Origin of the sequence: Pseudoalteromonas sp. NJ631, assembly GCF_000276645.1 — a bacterium.
Taxonomy (GTDB): domain Bacteria; phylum Pseudomonadota; class Gammaproteobacteria; order Enterobacterales; family Alteromonadaceae; genus Pseudoalteromonas; species Pseudoalteromonas piscicida.
The window spans coordinates 126626-145738 of record NZ_AKXJ01000012.1; the positions used below are offsets into that span (position 1 = coordinate 126626).

Genomic DNA, 19113 nt, shown 5'->3' on the forward strand with positions numbered 1-19113 from the left:
AAGTAGAGGCTGGCAATGCAACCAACCGACAAGCAGATTTACGCTAGATTATTTAGCTATGTAAAAGACTTTAAACTCGCTGCCGTATTTTCAGTAATTGGCATGATAGGGTACGCTGCGATGGACGCTTCGTTCGTTGCGTTAATGGATCCGTTTATCGATGAGGGCCTCACTGCAGGCAATCGCGATGTACTAAAATTGGCTCCCTTTGTTGTTATCGCGTTAGTTATCGGACGCGGTATCTTTAACTATATGGCATCATATTGCTTGTCTTATGTTGGGTCTCAGGTTGTGCGTGCTTTGCGACAGCAACTATTTGAACATATGTTGTATCTACCAGTTTCATTTCATGATCAACATTCTAATGGCGAATTGATATCAAAAATCACTTTTGATACAGAGCAGGTACAGCAAGCCGTCACTAAGGCGCTTCAAGTGCTGATCCGTGAAGGTGCATTTGTGTTTTTCTTACTTATCACGATGTTTTATGCAAGTTGGCAGCTATCACTCATTTTCTTAGTTGTGGTACCAATCGTGGCGGTGATAGTTACTGTGGTGTCTAAGCGTTTTAAGAAAATCTCCAAGAATATTCAAGATGCGATGGGAGAAGTGACGAAAAGCTCTGAGCAAATGATGGCGGGTCATAAAGTCATCCATGGCTTTGGTGGTCAAGATAAAACTATCTCTCACTTTGCTAAAGTTAATAATCATAATCGTCAGCAACGCGTAAAAATGGACGCGACTAAAGCGCTGAGCGTATCTATCATCCAAATTATAGCTGCGGGCGCAATGGCGGTGATACTCGCGATTGTCGCGATGCCTTCTATGGTGGATAAAATTTCATCGGGCACCTTTGTTACTTTGATCACCTCTATGATGATGATGCTGCGTCCTTTAAAACAACTTGCCAATGTAAATAGTGACCTGCAACGCGGGATCTCTGCGGCGAAAAGTGTGTTTGCGGTGATTGATCTTGAAAAAGAAAAGGACACTGGCACTCAGTCCTTATCTCGTGCTCAAGGTAACCTACAAGTCAAAGACTTAACCTTTACTTATCCTTCTAAAAACGATCCGGTGATTGAGTCATTAAACCTTGAAATCAGAGCTGGGCAGAGTATTGCATTGGTAGGTAGAAGTGGCTCAGGAAAATCAACTATTTCTAATCTGTTACCACGTTACTATGATATTGAAGCGGGCAGTATTGAGTTAGATGGCACGAATATAAATGACTACCAGCTTGCGGATCTACGCGCGCAGTTTTCTATCGTGTCGCAGCAAGTGGTGTTGTTTAATGACACCATTGCAAATAATATTATGTACTCGCTAAAGCAACCGTTATCGCAAGAAGCGTTAGAAAAAGTCGTAAAACAAGCCCATGTTTGGGAATTTGTTAAAGATCTTCCTGAGGGCCTAAATACCCTTGTTGGTGAAAATGGCGTGATGCTTTCTGGCGGACAACGACAACGTATCGCCATCGCGCGTGCTATTGTTAAAGATGCACCTATCCTTATTTTAGATGAAGCAACATCAGCATTAGACACAGAATCTGAGCGTTTGATCCAACAAGCGTTAGAAGAGCTAATGGCTGACAAAACAACTATAGTAATTGCCCATCGGCTATCGACAATCGAGCGCTGCGACTGCATCTATGTGCTAGATAAAGGCAAGATCATCGAACAAGGCAAGCATGCTGAATTGGTCGCGCAAGAAGGGGTTTATCATGCACTTTGCAAAATGCAGTTTGGTGAGCAATAAATGGCATCAAAAATAGAGCAAAGTTGGTATAAAAAACCGGGACTGCTAACGATATTATTACTTCCGTTAAGCTTGTTATTTGGACTTATTAGCTCGGTGAGAAAGGGGTTTTATCAACTCGGCTTTTGCCCTGCGTACCGTTCGCCTGTTCCGGTTATTATTGTCGGTAACATCAGTGTGGGCGGTAATGGCAAAACGCCATTTGTGCTTTGGTTAGTCCCTTTCCTTGAAAAGCTTGGTTTTAAGGTTGGGGTGATCAGTCGAGGCTACGGTGCGAAACCTAGCTCAACCCCGTTTTTGGTCACTGCAGCGACCTCAACGGAAGAGGGCGGTGATGAACCTTGTTTACTCGCCAAACGATTGAAATGCCCAGTGATGATTGGTGCTGATAGACAAGCCAGTATTGAAAAATTATTGGATAATAGCGATGTAAACATCATCGTCAGCGACGACGGGCTACAGCACTATAAATTGGCACGAGATATTGAGTTCTGTATTGTTGATGCTGTGCGACGCTTTGGTAATGGCTTATGGATGCCGGCAGGGCCCCTTAGAGAATTACCTAAGCGTATCCAGAGTGTCGATCTTGCCGTATACAATGGTGGATGCGAGAGTTATTCCTACACGTTAGAGACCGTTGGTTTTTTTCGTGTTACAGATGATAGTCCAGCATCCAATATTGAAATGGCTGGCGCTTCAGTCTGCGCTATCGGTAATCCGGCGCGATTTGAAAATACGCTACGAGATAGGGGGATTGTTCTGAGTGAAAGTCTACATTTTGCGGATCATCATCCATATCAAGCGTCCGATTTCTCGCAAATCGATAACGGCGCTATTTTTATGACAGAGAAAGATGCGGTAAAGTGTCGCACATTTGCAAAAGATAATTGGTATTACCTCAAAGTAGATGCCAAACCTACATCAGCGCTTGAAAAAGCGGTATTAAATTTACTTAAAAAGAAAGAGATTCATCATGGCCTTTGATACCAAATTACTAGAAATAATTGCCTGTCCAGTATGTAAAGGCAAATTAAGATATGACAAAGAAAACAGAGAGTTGATCAGCACTGCAGCGAAGCTTGCGTATCCAATTAAAGATGATATTCCTGTGCTATTGGAGAACGAAGCGCGCGAGCTGAGCAGCGATGAGGTTGAGCAGTGGAATTCGTAGTCGTTATTCCGGCGCGTTATGCATCAAGCCGGCTACCTGGTAAACCACTTGCTGATATCGGCGGCAAACCAATGATCCAGCGAGTTTACGAACAGGCTATGCAATCTGGCGCTGCAGCGGTTTATATTGCTACCGATCACAGTGCGGTATTTGAGGCAGCGCAAGGCTTCACTGATAACGTGCTCATGACGCGTGAAGATCACCAATCTGGTACTGAGCGACTCGCCGAAGTTGTTGAACAACTGGGGTTGAACGAACAAACCTTGGTGGTCAACGTACAAGGTGATGAGCCTCTGCTAGAACCTGATAACATCGCACAAGTGGCAGCACTACTGCATCATTCTGATGCACCGATGGCGACTTTGTGCGTTGATGTGGAAGATGTAGAAGAGGTGTTAAATCCGAATGCTGTGAAAGTGGTGTCTGATATTCAAGACAACGCACTGTATTTCTCTCGCTCGTCTATTCCGTTTCAGCGTGACAGCATGTTAACGCTCGACAAAAATAGCATTCCAGTGAGCCATTTTAAACGTCATGTTGGCATATATGCATATCGTGCGGGCTTTATTCAAACCTATTTATCGCTAAGTGTTTCACCGCTAGAGGTGCAAGAGTCACTAGAGCAGCTACGTGTGTTGTATCATGGATACACAATTAAGGTCGCTAAAGCGGCTAAGCCTGTGCATGCTGGAGTGGATACTCCCGAAGATTTGGCACGGGTTCAAGAGATACTGAATGGAAAAGTTTAAGCTCATTGCGGACGAGATAGACTATGTGGTTGCATACAAACCACAAGGTACGAGCTTCCATAGTGAGGACGGTGCAGGTTTTGTCGCCTTACTGACGGAGCAACTAGGCTATCCCTTATTTCCAGTTCACCGCCTCGATAAAGTCACATCGGGACTCATCCTTTTAGCCAAGTCTAGCGAGGCTGCAAAGCAGCTGACGAGCCTGTTTTCCGCTCGGAAAATAGACAAATTTTACCTGGCGTTAGTTAGTGCTAAACCGAAGAAAAAGCAAGGCTGGATAAAAGGTGATATGGCGAAGTCGCGTAGAGGCACCTATAAACTGGTTAAAACTAAGCTAAACCCTGCAGTAACTCGATTTTATTCATGCTCTGTTGCGACCAACCTACGCGCTTGTATCGTTAAACCGTTTAGCGGCAAAACACACCAAATTCGGGTGGCACTAAAAAGCATCGGTGCGCCAATTTTAGGCGATTTAGCCTATAGTGGAGAGCCTGCAGATAGAACGTATCTTCACGCATTTTGCCTTGAATTTGAGTGGCAAGGTAACCATCAACACTATCAAGCGGCGCCTGAAGGTGATGGTGCATTTGGCCATTTATTGGCACATGAAATCTTTGCAAGTTGGCAAAATCCAAGTCAATTAGAGTGGTAACATGACGGATTCGAATAGAGAACTAAGATTTGGCGGTATTGGTCGGTTATACGGTAACGCCGAGTTGGAAGCATTAAGTAAAGCACACTTTTGTGTCATTGGTATTGGTGGCGTTGGCAGTTGGGCTGTAGAAGCGCTAGTGAGAACGGGTATAGGTAAAATAACGCTTATCGATATGGACGATATTTGTGTAACCAACATTAACCGCCAGTTACATGCTCATAGCGAAAGTATCGGGATGCAAAAAATTGAGGCAATGCGAGATCGCTGCCTTGCGATTAACCCTGATTGTGAAGTTACCCTGATCGATGATTTTTTGATGTTAGATAACATTAGAAACTACATTCAGGGCTTTGATTATGTTATTGACTGTATCGACGCGGTTAAAGAGAAAGCGGCGCTAATCGCGCATTGTAAGCGAAATAAAATACCGGTGATCACTACAGGTGGTGCAGGTGGTCAAACCGATCCGAGCCAGATCCAGTATGGGGATGTGGCAAAGACGACCCATGATCCGCTGCTGGCAAAAGTACGCTATATTCTCAGAAAACAATATAACTTTAGTGATAATCCAAAACGTAAATTTGGCGTGGATTGCGTGTATTCCACAGAGCAACTAGTTTACCCAAGTACCGACGGCACCGTGTGCAAAGCAAAGCAACAAGCTGAAGGTGGGAAAAATATGGACTGCGCCACCGGGTTTGGCTCTGCCACTATGGTAACCGGGAGTTTTGGTTTTTTTGCTGCGTCCAAAGCAATACGTAAGTACCTCGATAAACAAAGCAAAAGCAGTGAATAAGTGTGCTCGTTTGAGCACTTTATATCACTTTATTTTAATATCTCCGCCTGCACTTGGATCTGTTCAACAATCGCACGTATACCATTACCTCTAGATGGGCTTAGGTGAGCAATTAATCCAAGCGACTCAAATAGTTCATAAGCATTAAACTGGCTTGCTTGCTCTGGCGTTTTACCTGCGTACGCTGCAATGATGATTGCAAGTAAGCCTTTAACAATACGCGTATCTGAGTCGGCAATAAGTACGAGTTGCTGCGCACTTTCATCTAAGTCAACATAGAGCCACACTTTACTATCACAGCCAGACACTAACGCTGAGTCGACTTTCAGTGCATCAGGAAGCTCAGGAAGTTGTTTTCCTAGCAGCATAATTTCACGGTATTTGGCTTGCCAGCCGTGACTTTCGAATAATTTTTTTGTGATATGTTCAATATTCATAAGTTTAATCTAATAAATCTATTGTGGCATTTAACGCATTAATAAAATGCTCAATATCGCCTTGGTTATTATAAAAAGCCAAACTTGCACGTACAGTCCCATTAACCTTGAGCATTTTCATTAGCGGCTGAGTACAATGGTGTCCGCTTCTCACTGCTACGCCGTATGTATTGAGTAGTGTGGCAAGATCGTAGTGGTGTTCGTTTTTATAGTTAAAACTGACGACGCCAACATTGTTTTGTGTATCGCCATAAACCGTGATGCCTTTAATCTGTCTTAGCTTCTCTAAAAGGGAGTGGTAGAGCGCTTGCTCGTATCGTTGAAGTGCACTGGGATCAATCTCGTTTACATAATCTATCGCTGCGGCAAATCCGATAACGCCAGAAATATTGGGAGTGCCGGGCTCAAACTTGCCAGGTGCCTCTCTATAGCTGGAATGCTCGAAGTTCACTTCTTTTATCATTTCGCCGCCGGTTTTGTATACGGGGAGCGCATTTAGTTGCTGGTATTTACCATAAAGTCCGCCGACACCTGTTGGTCCAAGCGCTTTATGAGCTGAAAAAACATAAAAGTCGCAATCCAGTGCCTTCAGATCAGGTCTTAAATGCAGTAAAGACTGTGCGCCGTCGATAACCGTGATGGTACCTAGGGCCTTGCAAACCGAAATGAGCGACTCAACTGGATGAATATTCCCAAGTGCGTTTGAAACATGGCCCATTGCTAACACATCAGGTTTATGCTGCTTTAACATCGCAATTGCGCCTTGCTCATCGAGGACGCCGTCTAACATAGGTAACACCAATAAAGTTGCGCCTGTACGTTGACAAGCTTCTTGCCAAGGCACTATGTTAGCGTGATGTTCAAAGGGACTGATAGCAATGACGCTGTCTGAATTGAAGCGTGCACTCAGGCCATGAGCCAACAAGTTGAGTGATTCAGTTGCGCCGCTGGTCCATACGATTTCTCGTGTTTCTACATTTAAAAAATTGGCAATTGTTTCTCGGGCACTTTCGTAGCGAACGGTGGCGTTTTCACTAAGCGAGTGTAAACCTCTATGTACGTTTGAATTCTCATTTTGATAAAAAGTTTTTATGACATCGATGACTTTGTTCGGTTTTTGCGCAGTTGCAGCAGAGTCAAGATAGCAAAGCGGCTGTCCATCAAGTTGTTTGTTCAAAATTGGAAAGTCGTTGCGCAGAGATTGGATGTCAGTCATAACGTACCTGAGTTAATTGAGCAGCGCGATTCTAACGAATACGCGGCGATATTAAAACAAAAAAGGCCGCATTAAGCGGCCTTTTCAAACACAATAACGAGATTATCTGTCGTTTTGTGTTTTGTAGTCGCGAGACGTGTAGCCTTTGTAAAGCTGACGCGGACGACCAATTTTGTGTCCTGGTTGAGAAAGCATTTCGTTCCAGTGTGAAATCCAGCCCACAGTACGAGACATCGCGAAGATAACCGTAAACATGCTTGTTGGAATACCGATTGCTTTAAGAATGATACCAGAATAGAAGTCTACATTCGGGTATAGTTTCTTCTCGATGAAGTAAGGGTCTTCTAGGGCGATCTGTTCAAGTTTCATTGCAACGTCAAGCAGTGGATCTTGAATGTTTAGCTCTTTAAGCACTTCGTGACACGTTTGACGCATTACTGTCGCACGTGGGTCAAAGTTCTTATAAACGCGGTGTCCAAAGCCCATTAGACGGAACGGATCGTTCTTGTCTTTTGCTTTTGCAACATACTCGTCAATACGATCAACAGAGCCGATTTCTTCAAGCATAGTCAAACATGCTTCGTTTGCGCCACCGTGTGCAGGACCCCAAAGTGATGCAATACCTGCCGCGATACACGCGTAAGGGTTTGCACCTGAAGAGCCAGCAAGACGAACTGTTGAAGTTGACGCGTTTTGCTCATGATCTGCGTGAAGCATGAAAATACGATCCATTGCTTTAGCAAGCACTGGGCTAACGTTATAGTCTTCAGCTGGCACAGAGAACATCATGTGAAGGAAGTTTTCTGCGTAGCTCAAGTCATTACGTGGGTATACGAACGGTTGGCCAACATTATACTTGTACGCCATTGCAGCAATTGTTGGTAGCTTAGCTACTAATTTGATTGCACAACGCATGCGCTGATCTTCATCAGAAATATCCAAATCTGAGTGGTAGAACGAAGATAACGCTCCAACTACACCACATAGCATTGCCATAGGGTGTGCATCGACACGGAAGCCTTGGAAAAACGCTGCAATTTTCTCGTGCATCATTGTGTTGCGAGTGATCTCATCTGAGAACTCAGCTAGTTGTTCTTCGCTTGGTAATTCACCATTTAATAGTAGGTAGCAAAGTTCAATATAGTTAGAATTTTCAGCAAGTTGCTCAATTGGATAACCGCGGTGAAGCAGTACACCTTTGGCACCGTCAATGTAAGTGATAGACGAGTCACAAGAGGCAGTCGACATAAATCCTGGGTCATACGTAAATAGGCCGTGAGCACCTAAAGAACGAACGTCAACTACGTCTTGTCCAGCTGTACCTTCGTAAATTGGTAACTCAATCGGATCGTGACCATCAATATGGACTGTGGCTTTTTTATCTGCCATCTATTTGTCTCCTATTTAATAACAATATTCTGATTGTTATGTTGTGATACTAATGTTAAGCAAATTCAGATCATTCTAACTTATAACCTAGGTTAAAAGTCAATTTTTCTGTGATTTATGCATAAATGTATAATAAATATTCTACGACGATTAAATATTAGACCATTCGCTAATTCGCAAGCGTCTCTATCTAAACAAGAATTGTAAAAGGGCGCATAGCCTTATATACTGTCAACGGTTTTATACCGTATCGTCTGTGGGTAAACCTATTTTTACATCAATTTTTACACTCGAGTGAACTTTTTGGTGTCCTAATTGGTTTATCTAGAGTGTGCCACCTACATTTGCAATATGTAGGTGGGTTTCATAAAAACAAGTAGATGAGCTCCTTTGTGGGCAAAGATGGGCAAGTAACTGTGAAAAAGCAAAGACCTGTAAATCTAGATCTTACGACTATATCTATGCCGCCAACGGCTAAAGCGTCGATTCTTCACCGTGTCACCGGTGTCGCTTTCTTCTTCGCTTTGACCTTTGTGATTTGGGCTTGGTCTGAATCCCTTTCTTCTCCTGAAGGCTTCGAGTTTGTAAAAGAACTGATGTCTGGCTTTATCGCGAAATTCATCGCGTGGGGCACCCTAACTGTATTGTCTTACCACATCATCGGTGGTATCCGTCACATGATCCAGGATATGGGACATTGGGAAGAATTAGAATCAGGCAACAATAGCGCGAAGATTGCACTAGCACTTTGGGTTATCGTAGCAATTTTGGCTGGAGTATGGATATGGTCTTAAATCAAGCGACTCTAAAGCGTGATGGCGTACAAGACTACGTGTCACTACGTACAACTGCGTTAATTATCCTAGCTTACGCGGTATTCATCGTAGGCTATCTTCTAATTACTCCTGAACTGACTTATGAAGCTTGGTCAGGGTTGTTCTCAAACTTAGCTGTGAAAGCAGCAACGATGATCACACTAGTATGCATCATGGTACATACACGCATCGGTTTGTGGCAGGTTCTAACTGACTACGTTAAGAACTCAACAACTCGCACTATTCTTGGCTTTGTATTAAACCTTATGGCTTTAGCTTACGTAGCTATTGGTCTGTTTGTTCTGTGGGGTGTTTAAGTGAAATATAACGTACGTGAATTTGACGCAGTTGTAGTCGGTGCAGGCGGTGCGGGTATGCGCGCGGCACTTGCTATCTCGGAATCAGGCAAAACTTGTGCTCTTATTTCAAAAGTTTTCCCAACTCGTTCTCATACAGTATCAGCACAAGGCGGTATCACCGTTGCGCTAGGTAACTCTCACGAGGACAACTGGGAATGGCACATGTACGATACAGTTAAAGGTTCTGATTACATTGGTGACCAAGACGCTATCGAGTACATGTGTAAAACAGGTCCAGAAGCTATCACTGAACTTGAGAACATGGGTCTACCTTTTTCTCGTTTTGAGAACGGTCGCGTATATCAGCGTCCTTTCGGTGGTCAGTCGAAAAACTTTGGTGGCGAGCAAGCGGCACGTACAGCAGCCGCAGCGGACCGTACTGGTCACGCGTTGCTACACTGCCTATATCAGCAAAACGTTAAAAACAAAACAAACGTTTTCTCTGAGTGGTATGCACTAGACCTAGTAAAAAATGACAATGGCGATGTAGTGGGTGTCACCGCAATCGACATCGAGTCAGGTGAAATCACTTATTTCAAATCAAAAGCAGTTGTCCTTGCAACTGGTGGTGCGGGTCGTATTTTCGCATCAACAACGAACGCGCACATCAACACGGGTGACGGCGTTGGTATGGCGGTACGCGCTGGCATTTCAATGCAAGACATGGAAATGTGGCAGTTCCACCCGACAGGTATCGCAGGTGCGGGTGTACTAGTAACGGAAGGTTGTCGTGGTGAAGGTGGTTACCTTCTAAATAAAGATGGCGAGCGCTTCATGGAGCGTTATGCGCCAAACGCGAAAGACCTAGCGTCACGTGACGTTGTTGCACGTTCAATGATGACTGAGATCCGTGAAGGTCGTGGCTGTGATGGTCCTTGGGGTCCGCACATCAAGCTGAAGCTTGACCACCTAGGTGCTGAGACACTTAACTTACGTCTTCCTGGCGTTTGTGATCTAGCGAAGACATTCGCACACGTAGACCCAGCAGAAGAGCCAATTCCAGTAATCCCAACTTGTCACTACATGATGGGTGGTGTACCAACTAACGTAAACGGTCAAGTGCTAAACGTAGACGGTCAAGGTAATGAAAAGATCGTTGAAGGTCTATTTGCAGTAGGTGAGATTGCGTGTGTATCTGTACACGGTGCAAACCGTCTAGGAGGTAACTCACTGCTTGACCTTGTCGTATTCGGTCGTGCGGCGGGTAACTTCCTTGGTACTTACTTGAAAGATGCTGAAATCGCCAAAGAAGCAAGCAACGATAACGTAGACGCAGCACTTGCGCGTACTAACCGTTGGGAAACTTCTGCGAAAGGTCAGGGTGAAGATCCTGTACAAATCAAGAAAGATCTACAACGTTGTATGCAGCTTAACTTCTCGGTATTCCGTGAAGGTGATGCAATGGCTGAAGGTCTTAAAGAACTTAAAGAAATTCGTGAGCGTCTACAGTACGCACGTCTTGACGATAAGTCTGCTGAATTCAACACGCAACGTATTGAGTGTCTAGAGTTAGATAACTTGATGGAAACAGCGTACTCGACAGCGGTTGCTGCGAACTTCCGTACGGAAAGTCGTGGTGCACACTCTCGCTTCGACTACCCAGAGCGTGATGATGAAAACTGGTTGTGTCACTCGATTTACAACCCAGAGTCTGAGTCTATGAGTAAGCGTGAAGTTAACTACGCGCCTAAGACTCGTGAAGCATTCCCACCGAAAGCACGTACATACTAGGAGCTAAGCGATGGCAACTTTAGAATTATCTGTTTATCGTTATAATCCTGATGAAGATGCGGCACCACGCATGCAAGACTATTCTCTAGAAGTAGAGGAAGGTCGTGACATGATGGTATTAGATGCTCTTATGCAGTTAAAAGAGCAAGATCCATCTTTATCTTTCCGTCGTTCATGCCGTGAAGGGGTATGTGGTTCTGACGGTATTAATATGAATGGTAAAAACGGCCTTGCATGTATTACTCCAATTTCTGCTTTGCAGAATGGTGGTAAAGGCAAGATCGTCATTCGTCCATTACCAGGTCTTCCGGTGATCCGTGACTTGGTAATCGACATGAGCCAGTTCTATACGCAATACGAGAAGGTTAAGCCATTCTTGATCAACGACAAACCAACTGGTGGTGAAGAGCGTCTTCAGTCAATTGAAGAACGTGAAAAGCTAGATGGCCTGTACGAGTGTATTCTTTGTGCATGTTGTTCAACGTCTTGTCCTTCTTTCTGGTGGAACCCAGACAAGTTCATCGGTCCTGCGGGTCTTCTACATGCTTATCGTTTCTTGGCTGATAGCCGTGATACAGCGACAGAAGAACGTCTTGCTGGTCTTGATGACGCGTTCAGCGTATTCCGCTGTCACAGTATTATGAACTGTGTTAGCGTATGTCCAAAAGGCCTTAATCCAACTAAGGCAATTGGACAAATTAAATCAATGTTGTTAAACCGTTCGGTATAACACATACTACTAGCTAAGATGGCAAGCAAAAGCTTGCCATCTTGTTTTCGTTTGAGTTTCTGCGCTAGATAAAAGGGCTAATAGATGCACGAAGGTGTGATGAAGGCATGGCTAGAATCTTCGCATTTGTACGGCGGTAACGTTGCGTACGTAGAAGATCTATATGAGGCGTATCTAGATGATGCAGCTTCAGTGCCAGAAGAGTGGCGAGAGGTGTTTGATCAACTACCTAAAGTTGATGGAGTGGATGTTGACACTAAACATTCAGAAGTAAGAGCGCAATTTGCGGAGCTTGCTAAAAACAAACACAGAGAAGTCGTGGTTTCCGCAGAGGGTTCTGCTGATGCCAAGCAAGTTAAAGTTCTGCAGTTAATTAATGCATTCCGTTTCAGAGGTCATCAGAACGCAAACCTAGATCCGTTAGGGATTTGGGATAGAGAACGTGTTCGCGATCTTGACCCTGCTTTTCATGATTTAACCGATGCAGACTTAGATAAAGAATTTAACGTTGGCTCTTTTGCTTGTGGCAAAGAGACAATGAAACTCAAAGACTTGTACGCTGCGCTTAAAGCGACATACTGTGGCTCTATCGGTGCTGAGTACATGCACATCACCTCTACCGAAGAAAAACGTTGGTTACAACAGCGTTTGGAATCGTCCTTCTCGAAGCCACAATTCGACAAAGAAACCAAACTAAGAATCTACAAAGGTCTAACTGCTGCAGACGGCTTAGAAAAGTACTTGGGCGCAAAATTCCCAGGCGCTAAGCGTTTCTCTCTAGAAGGCGGTGACTCACTTGTGCCTATGCTGAAAGAGCTTATTCACCGTGCAGGTGAAAGCGGTCAGCAAGAAGCCGTAATTGGTATGGCCCACCGTGGTCGTCTAAATGTACTAGTGAATGTATTGGGTAAAAACCCACAAGAACTATTTGACGAGTTCGCTGGTAAATATGGTGAGCACGCAGGTTCTGGTGACGTTAAATACCACATGGGTTTCTCTTCTGACTTCGGTACGAAGGGCGGCAATGTTCATATGGCATTGGCATTCAACCCATCTCACCTTGAAATCGTAAACCCAGTAGTAATGGGTTCGGTACGTGCTCGTCTTGACCGTTTGAATTGCCAAAGTGGTTCTAAAGCATTACCAATCACAATTCACGGTGACTCTGCAATCGCAGGTCAAGGTGTCGTTCAAGAAACGTTTAACTTATCGCAAACACGTGCATACGGCGTTGGCGGTTCGATCCGTATCGTAGTTAATAACCAAGTTGGTTTCACTACGTCAAAACGCGAAGACACTCGTTCGACTGAATACTGTACTGATATCGCTAAAATGGTTCAGGCACCTATCTTCCACGTGAACGCAGATGATCCTGAAGCCGTTGCTTTTGTTACACAAGTTGCACTTGATTTCCGTAACAAGTTTAAACGTGATGTGGTGATTGACTTAGTATGTTACCGTCGTCACGGCCACAACGAAGCGGATGAGCCAAATGCAACGCAACCGCTGATGTATCAGAAGATCAAAAAGCACCCAGTACCTCGCCAATTGTATGCTGATCAACTTGTACGCGAAGGTGTGATTTCTGAAGACGATGCGAAACAAATTGCTGATGATTACCGAAATGGTCTTGATAAAGGCGTTTGTGTTGTAGAAGAAATTCAAAAAGAAACCAAACACTCATCAGATTGGTCTAAGTATGTTGGTCACGATTGGGACACGCCGTATGAGCCAAAAGTTGCGCTAGATAAACTCAAAGCGCTTGGCGAAAAGATTGCGAGCTACCCAGAGGCTCATAAAGCACAATCACGCGTTAAAAAGATTTACGATGATCGTAAACTTATGGCGCAAGGTGAGAAAATGCTTGATTGGGGTATGGCTGAGACATTGGCTTACGCGACCTTGGTTGATGAAGGCACTGATATTCGTCTTACTGGTCAGGATTCTGGTCGTGGTACATTCTTCCACCGTCATGCCGTAGTTCATAACCAAAAAGACGCGTCTACTTATCTTCCGCTGCAAAACATTCGTGAAGGTCAAGGCTTGTTCGAAGTGTACGATTCAGTACTATCAGAAGAAGCGGTACTTGCATTCGAATATGGTTACGCGACAGCAGAGCCAACGTCATTGGTATTATGGGAAGCGCAATTTGGTGACTTCGCTAACGGTGCGCAAGTCGTATTTGACCAATTCTTAAGTTCAGGTGAGCAGAAGTGGGGCCGTTTGTGTGGTCTAACACTACTACTTCCTCACGGCTATGAAGGTCAAGGTCCAGAGCACAGTTCTTCGCGTTTAGAGCGTTATTTACAGCTTTGTGCTGACCACAATATGCAAGTATGTGTGCCGTCAACACCAGCGCAAGTATACGCAATGCTGCGTCGTCAATCGGTTCGTCCGCTGCGTCGTCCTCTGATTGTAATGACGCCTAAGTCGCTATTACGTCATCCATTAGCTGTTTCTAGCCTAGAAGAGCTATCTGAAGGCGTATTCAATAACATGATCGATGAGATTGATGATATCAATCCTGAAAACGTTGAGCGTGTAGTGTTCTGTAGCGGTAAGGTTTATTACGAACTACTGCAAGAACGTCGTAAGCAAGAGCTTAACAACGTGGCTATCGTTCGTGTTGAACAGCTATATCCATTCCCTCACAAAGAGATGGATGAGATCATGGCTCGCTATCAGCACGTAAAAGATTTTGTTTGGTGTCAAGAAGAACCACAAAACCAAGGTGCTTGGTACTGTTCACAGCATCATTTCTGGGAAGCTATCCCAGCTGGCGCAAATCTGACTTATGCAGGCCGTAAGGCTTCAGCTGCACCAGCATGTGGATACATGTCTACACATACTAAAGAACAAAACGCGTTAATTGCTGACGCTTTAACAATTAAGAAATAAGGAATAAGAGATGACAACCGAAATTAAGGTTCCTGTTCTTCCTGAGTCTGTTGCCGATGCAACGGTTGCTACATGGCATGTAAGCGTTGGCGATAAAGTGACTCGTGATCAAAACTTAGTTGACATCGAAACGGATAAGGTCGTTTTAGAAGTTGTAGCGCCAGAAGATGGTGTTATCGTTGCAATTTCTGAAGAGGAAGGCGCAACCGTTCTTGGCGAACAAGTTATTGCACAACTAGGTGCTGCTGATGAAGCAGCAGCGCCTGCTCAATCAAATGAAAAACCAGCAGCGTCAGAATCGGCGCCAGCAGCAGAAGGTAAAGAAGTGGACATTAAAGTACCTGTACTTCCTGAGTCAGTAGCAGACGCTACTATCGCAACTTGGCACGTTCAACCAGGTGAAGCGGTTAGCCGCGACCAGAATCTAGTTGATATTGAAACAGATAAAGTGGTTCTTGAAGTTGTTGCACCTGAAGACGGTGTGATGGGCGAGCACATCCACGCTGAAGGTGAGACAGTACTAGGTGATCAAGTTATTGGTAAAATCGTTGCCGGTGGCGCACCAGCTGCATCATCAAGTGCGAAGAAAGAAGAAGCACCAGCTGCTGCTTCTGACGAAAACTCAGATGTACTAACACCATCTGTTCGTCGTCTTATCGCGGAGAAAGGCCTTGATGCTTCTAAGATCAAAGGTTCTGGTAAAGGCGGTCGCATTACTAAAGAAGATGTGGATGCTTTCCTTAAAGCACCAGCAAAATCAGAGTCTAAGGCTGCAGCTTCTGCACCAGCTGCCCCGGTAGGTGAGCGCACTCAGAAACGTGTACCTATGACTCGTCTACGTAAGACAATCGCTAACCGCTTATTAGAAGCGAAAAACTCAACAGCAATGCTTACAACGTTCAACGAAGTAAACATGAAGCCAATCATGGACCTTCGTAAGCAGTACCAAGAGGTATTCGAGAAGCGTCACGGTATTCGTTTAGGTTTCATGTCTTTCTACGTGAAAGCGGTAACTGAAGCACTTAAGCGTTTCCCTGAAGTTAACGCGTCAATCGACGGTGACGATATCGTTTACCACAACTACTTTGACATCAGCATCGCGGTATCAACACCTCGTGGTCTAGTGACTCCAGTACTACGTGATTGCGATAAGCTTTCTGTTGCTGAAATCGAGAAGAATATTCGTGAATTGGCTATCAAAGGTCGTGATGGCAAACTAACTGTTGACGATATGACTGGCGGTAACTTCACTATTACCAATGGTGGTGTATTCGGTTCACTACTATCTACGCCTATCATCAACTTGCCACAGTCTTCAATCTTGGGCATGCACAAAATCCAAGAGCGTCCTATGGCAGTAAACGGTAAAGTTGAAATTTTACCTATGATGTACCTAGCACTATCTTATGACCACCGTCAAATCGATGGTAAAGAGTCAGTTGGTTTCCTAGTAACAATTAAAGAGTTGCTTGAAGATCCAACACGTCTACTACTAGACGTTTAATATTTGTTTAAAGAATAAGCTGTATGCTCGCATACAGCTTTTTTTTTGCGCCTTTGGTCTAAGTGGGGTTTTCATCAGAAGCCTTGGGATCTATACTATGTGCGCAATTTGGGATAGCTGACTATTTGCATAAATATTCAGCTTTTTTAGTATAAAAAATTGGATAAAGCATCATGAATTTGCATGAGTATCAGGCAAAACAACTTTTTGCCGAATATGGTTTACCTGTATCAGAAGGCTTTGCTTGTGATACACCTCAAGAAGCAGTTGAAGCTGCTGGTAAAATCGGTGGAGACAAGTGGGTTGTTAAGTGTCAAGTACACGCTGGCGGCCGTGGTAAAGCTGGCGGTGTTAAACTTGCAGACAGCAAAGACGAAATCCGCGCATTCGCTGAAAACTGGTTAGGTAAAAACCTAGTTACTTACCAAACAGACGAGAAAGGTCAGCCTGTTGCTAAAATCTTAGTAGAAAGCTGCACTGATATTGCAAATGAACTATACCTAGGTGCTGTTGTTGACCGTGGCTCACGTAAAATCGTGTTCATGGCATCAACTGAAGGTGGTGTAGAAATTGAACAAGTTGCAGAAGAAACGCCTGAACTAATTCATAAAGCTGAGATCGACCCACTAGTAGGTCCTCAAGCTTACCAAGGTCGTGAGCTAGCGTTCAAACTAGGTTTGAACCCAACTCAAGTTAAGCAATTCACTAAGATCTTCATGGGTCTAGCGCAAATGTTTATCAACCACGACTTTGCTCTACTAGAAATCAACCCTCTAGTGATCACAGACGCTGGTAACCTACACTGCCTAGACGGCAAAATCGGTGTAGACGGCAACGCATTGTTCCGCCAGCCTAAGATCCGTGAATTCCACGATCCTTCACAAGAAGACGCTCGTGAAGCACACGCAGCAAGCTTTGAACTTAACTATGTAGCACTAGACGGTAACGTTGGTTGTATGGTTAACGGTGCAGGCCTTGCGATGGGTACTATGGACATCGTAAACCTACACGGCGGCAAGCCAGCTAACTTCTTAGACGTTGGTGGTGGTGCGACTAAAGAGCGTGTATCTGAAGCATTCAAGATCATCCTTTCTGACGATAATGTTAAAGCAGTACTAGTTAACATCTTCGGTGGTATCGTACGTTGTGACATGATCGCTGAAGGTATTATCGGTGCGGTTAAAGAAGTTGGCGTAAACGTACCAGTAGTTGTACGTCTTGAAGGTACTAACGCTGAAGCTGGTCGTGAAGTACTAGCTAACTCTGGCCTTGACATCATTGCAGCTGAGTCACTAACTGACGCTGCTGAGAAAGTAGTTGCTGCTGCGGAGGGCAAATAATGTCTGTACTAATTAACAAAGATACTAAAGTAATCTGTCAAGGTTTCACTGGTGGTCAGGGTACTTTCCACTCTGAGCAAGCTATCCAGTATGGTACGCAAATGGTTGGTGGTGTTTCTCCTGGTAAAGGCGGCACAACTCACCTAGGTCTACCTGTATTTAACACAGTACGTGAAGCGGTAGAGTCAACTGGTGCAACTGCATCTGTTATCTACGTACCAGCTGCATTCTGTAAAGACGCTATCCTTGAAGCGATCAGCGCAGGTATCGAACTAATCGTATGTATCACTGAAGGCATCCCTACACTAGATATGGTTGATGTTAAAGTGAAGCTAGAAGAAACTGGCGTTCGCATGATTGGTCCTAACTGCCCAGGTGTTATCACTCCAGGTGAAACTAAGATCGGTATCATGCCAGGTCATATCCACTTGCCTGGTAAAGTAGGTATCGTGTCACGTTCTGGTACTTTGACTTATGAAGCAGTTAAGCAAACAACTGACGCTGGCTTCGGTCAATCTACTTGTGTTGGTATTGGTGGTGACCCAATCCCAGGCACTAACTTCATCGACGTACTAGAGATGTTCCAAAACGATCCGCAAACTGAAGCTATCGTAATGATCGGTGAGATCGGCGGTACAGCTGAAGAAGAAGCGGCTGAGTACATCAAGCACAACGTAACTAAGCCTGTTGTTTCTTACATCGCAGGTGTTACAGCTCCTCCAGGTAAGCGTATGGGTCACGCTGGTGCAATTATCGCAGGCGGTAAAGGTACAGCTGACGAGAAATTCGCAGCACTTGAAGCAGCGGGTGTTAAAACAGTTCGCTCTCTTGCAGAAATCGGTTCTGCACTAAAAGAGAAAGCGGGTTGGTAAGTTAATACCACACGTTAAAAAGGCTCCTTATGGAGCCTTTTTTGATCTATTTAAGCAGATTATAAAATTGGTATTATCAGCGCGAGTGTAATTAAATCGACTTCGGTGAGAGGACTGTACATGCCTTATCAAACTTTAGGTCAGCTCTGTGAAACAATGAAAGCTGAACTCTTAGCGTTCACTGATGAACATCCTGAACTTATTAGGACGAATCATACTCGAGGTGAAATAGTGCTGTCACAAGGTGCTAAACAGGACATAGGCTATTTTATCGAAAAGGGGAAGCTAGTTTCCTCAGCTATCAGCGAGGGTGGAGAGATAAGGCATAAGGAGTTTTATTTTCCAGGTGAGCTATGTATTTTGTATGCCGAATGGATAAGGGACTTCCCCAGCCACTTTCAACTAGCTGTAATTGAAGATGCGATGTTAGTGCACGTTCCCTTGAGCCTATTCAAGCAGCAGACAACAACAGAGCTTAAATTAAAGTTGTTTCAGCAACAGTTATTGTTTAAAGAGGCAAAGGAAGCTTTTTTACTTTTAAACACGGTTGAAGAACGCTACCGATTTTTACTTGAGTATAGAACTGATTGGGTAATGAAGATTACTAATCAAGATTTGGCAAACTATCTAGGATGCACGGCACAAGGGTTATCAAGAATTAAAAATAGAATAAAGAAAATTAATTAATTTATTTTA

At 44.3% G+C, this 19113-nt stretch carries 18 protein-coding genes; 15 read left to right on the plus strand and 3 right to left on the minus strand.

Annotation, left to right across the window (positions count from 1 at the left end; translation table 11 throughout):
* Nucleotides 1–15: 15 nt before the first annotated feature.
* The 6 genes from msbA to tcdA are packed head-to-tail and all read left to right on the plus strand — an operon-like array spanning nt 16 to nt 5126.
* Nucleotides 16–1755 carry a lipid A export permease/ATP-binding protein MsbA gene (gene msbA / locus A587_RS0117965; RefSeq protein WP_017218702.1) on the plus strand — a complete coding sequence of 580 codons (1740 nt, stop codon included), beginning with the start codon at nt 16–18 and terminating at the stop codon, nt 1753–1755.
* Nucleotides 1756–2739 (plus strand): tetraacyldisaccharide 4'-kinase, encoded by a 984-nt coding sequence (gene lpxK / locus A587_RS0117970; RefSeq protein WP_017218703.1) that lies wholly within the window; start codon nt 1756–1758, stop codon nt 2737–2739.
* Nucleotides 2729–2926 carry a Trm112 family protein gene (locus A587_RS0117975; protein WP_017218704.1) on the plus strand — a complete coding sequence of 66 codons (198 nt, stop codon included), beginning with the start codon at nt 2729–2731 and terminating at the stop codon, nt 2924–2926. Before lpxK ends, A587_RS0117975 begins: the two co-directional genes overlap by 11 nt.
* On the plus strand, nt 2914–3675 hold the full coding sequence (kdsB, locus tag A587_RS0117980) for a 3-deoxy-manno-octulosonate cytidylyltransferase (protein ID WP_017218705.1): 762 nt from the start codon (nt 2914–2916) through the stop codon (nt 3673–3675). The genes A587_RS0117975 and kdsB overlap by 13 nt, the downstream gene beginning before the upstream one ends.
* A complete protein-coding gene (locus A587_RS0117985; RefSeq protein WP_017218706.1) occupies nt 3662–4327 on the plus strand; it encodes a TIGR01621 family pseudouridine synthase in 666 nt (221 codons plus the stop codon). The genes kdsB and A587_RS0117985 overlap by 14 nt, the downstream gene beginning before the upstream one ends.
* A gap of 1 nt (nt 4328) precedes the next feature.
* Entirely contained in the window at nt 4329–5126 is a 798-nt protein-coding gene (gene tcdA / locus A587_RS0117990) for a tRNA cyclic N6-threonylcarbamoyladenosine(37) synthase TcdA (protein ID WP_017218707.1), read from the plus strand.
* Between the two features lie 29 nt (nt 5127–5155).
* On the opposite strand, the gene A587_RS0117995 is transcribed toward tcdA, so the two are convergent.
* The 3 genes from A587_RS0117995 to A587_RS0118005 all read right to left on the minus strand — a co-directional run bounded on the left by A587_RS0117995 (nt 5156) and on the right by A587_RS0118005 (nt 8168).
* Entirely contained in the window at nt 5156–5563 is a 408-nt protein-coding gene (locus tag A587_RS0117995) for a SufE family protein (protein WP_017218708.1), read from the minus strand.
* A gap of 4 nt (nt 5564–5567) precedes the next feature.
* Nucleotides 5568–6779, minus strand: coding sequence for an aminotransferase class V-fold PLP-dependent enzyme (locus A587_RS0118000; RefSeq protein WP_017218709.1), 1212 nt, complete (start codon nt 6777–6779; stop codon nt 5568–5570).
* A gap of 102 nt (nt 6780–6881) precedes the next feature.
* Nucleotides 6882–8168, minus strand: coding sequence for a citrate synthase (locus A587_RS0118005; protein WP_010371472.1), 1287 nt, complete (start codon nt 8166–8168; stop codon nt 6882–6884).
* Between the two features lie 416 nt (nt 8169–8584).
* Between A587_RS0118005 and sdhC the strand changes: the two genes are divergently transcribed.
* From sdhC to A587_RS0118050, 9 genes are all read left to right on the plus strand, one after another.
* Nucleotides 8585–8962: a succinate dehydrogenase, cytochrome b556 subunit gene (gene sdhC / locus A587_RS0118010; protein ID WP_125252744.1), complete on the plus strand. Its 378-nt coding sequence runs from the start codon at nt 8585–8587 to the stop codon at nt 8960–8962.
* On the plus strand, nt 8953–9300 hold the full coding sequence (gene sdhD, locus A587_RS0118015; protein ID WP_010371467.1) for a succinate dehydrogenase, hydrophobic membrane anchor protein: 348 nt from the start codon (nt 8953–8955) through the stop codon (nt 9298–9300). Before sdhC ends, sdhD begins: the two co-directional genes overlap by 10 nt.
* The gene (gene sdhA, locus A587_RS0118020) at nt 9301–11073 is read left to right on the plus strand and encodes a succinate dehydrogenase flavoprotein subunit (protein WP_010371464.1); all 1773 of its coding nucleotides are present in this window, start codon (nt 9301–9303) and stop codon (nt 11071–11073) included.
* Between the two features lie 10 nt (nt 11074–11083).
* Nucleotides 11084–11803: a succinate dehydrogenase iron-sulfur subunit gene (locus A587_RS0118025; RefSeq protein WP_010371461.1), complete on the plus strand. Its 720-nt coding sequence runs from the start codon at nt 11084–11086 to the stop codon at nt 11801–11803.
* 84 nt (nt 11804–11887) lie between these two features.
* Nucleotides 11888–14701 carry a 2-oxoglutarate dehydrogenase E1 component gene (sucA, locus tag A587_RS0118030; RefSeq protein ID WP_010371459.1) on the plus strand — a complete coding sequence of 938 codons (2814 nt, stop codon included), beginning with the start codon at nt 11888–11890 and terminating at the stop codon, nt 14699–14701.
* 10 nt (nt 14702–14711) lie between these two features.
* Nucleotides 14712–16205, plus strand: a complete 1494-nt coding sequence (odhB, locus tag A587_RS0118035) for a 2-oxoglutarate dehydrogenase complex dihydrolipoyllysine-residue succinyltransferase (RefSeq protein WP_010371456.1) — start codon at nt 14712–14714, stop codon at nt 16203–16205.
* 173 nt (nt 16206–16378) lie between these two features.
* Nucleotides 16379–17545: an ADP-forming succinate--CoA ligase subunit beta gene (gene sucC / locus A587_RS0118040; RefSeq protein WP_010371452.1), complete on the plus strand. Its 1167-nt coding sequence runs from the start codon at nt 16379–16381 to the stop codon at nt 17543–17545.
* The gene (sucD, locus tag A587_RS0118045; protein WP_010371451.1) at nt 17545–18417 is read left to right on the plus strand and encodes a succinate--CoA ligase subunit alpha; all 873 of its coding nucleotides are present in this window, start codon (nt 17545–17547) and stop codon (nt 18415–18417) included. Before sucC ends, sucD begins: the two co-directional genes overlap by 1 nt.
* A 120-nt stretch (nt 18418–18537) precedes the next feature.
* Nucleotides 18538–19104, plus strand: coding sequence for a Crp/Fnr family transcriptional regulator (locus tag A587_RS0118050; RefSeq protein WP_017218710.1), 567 nt, complete (start codon nt 18538–18540; stop codon nt 19102–19104).
* Nucleotides 19105–19113: the final 9 nt, after the last annotated feature.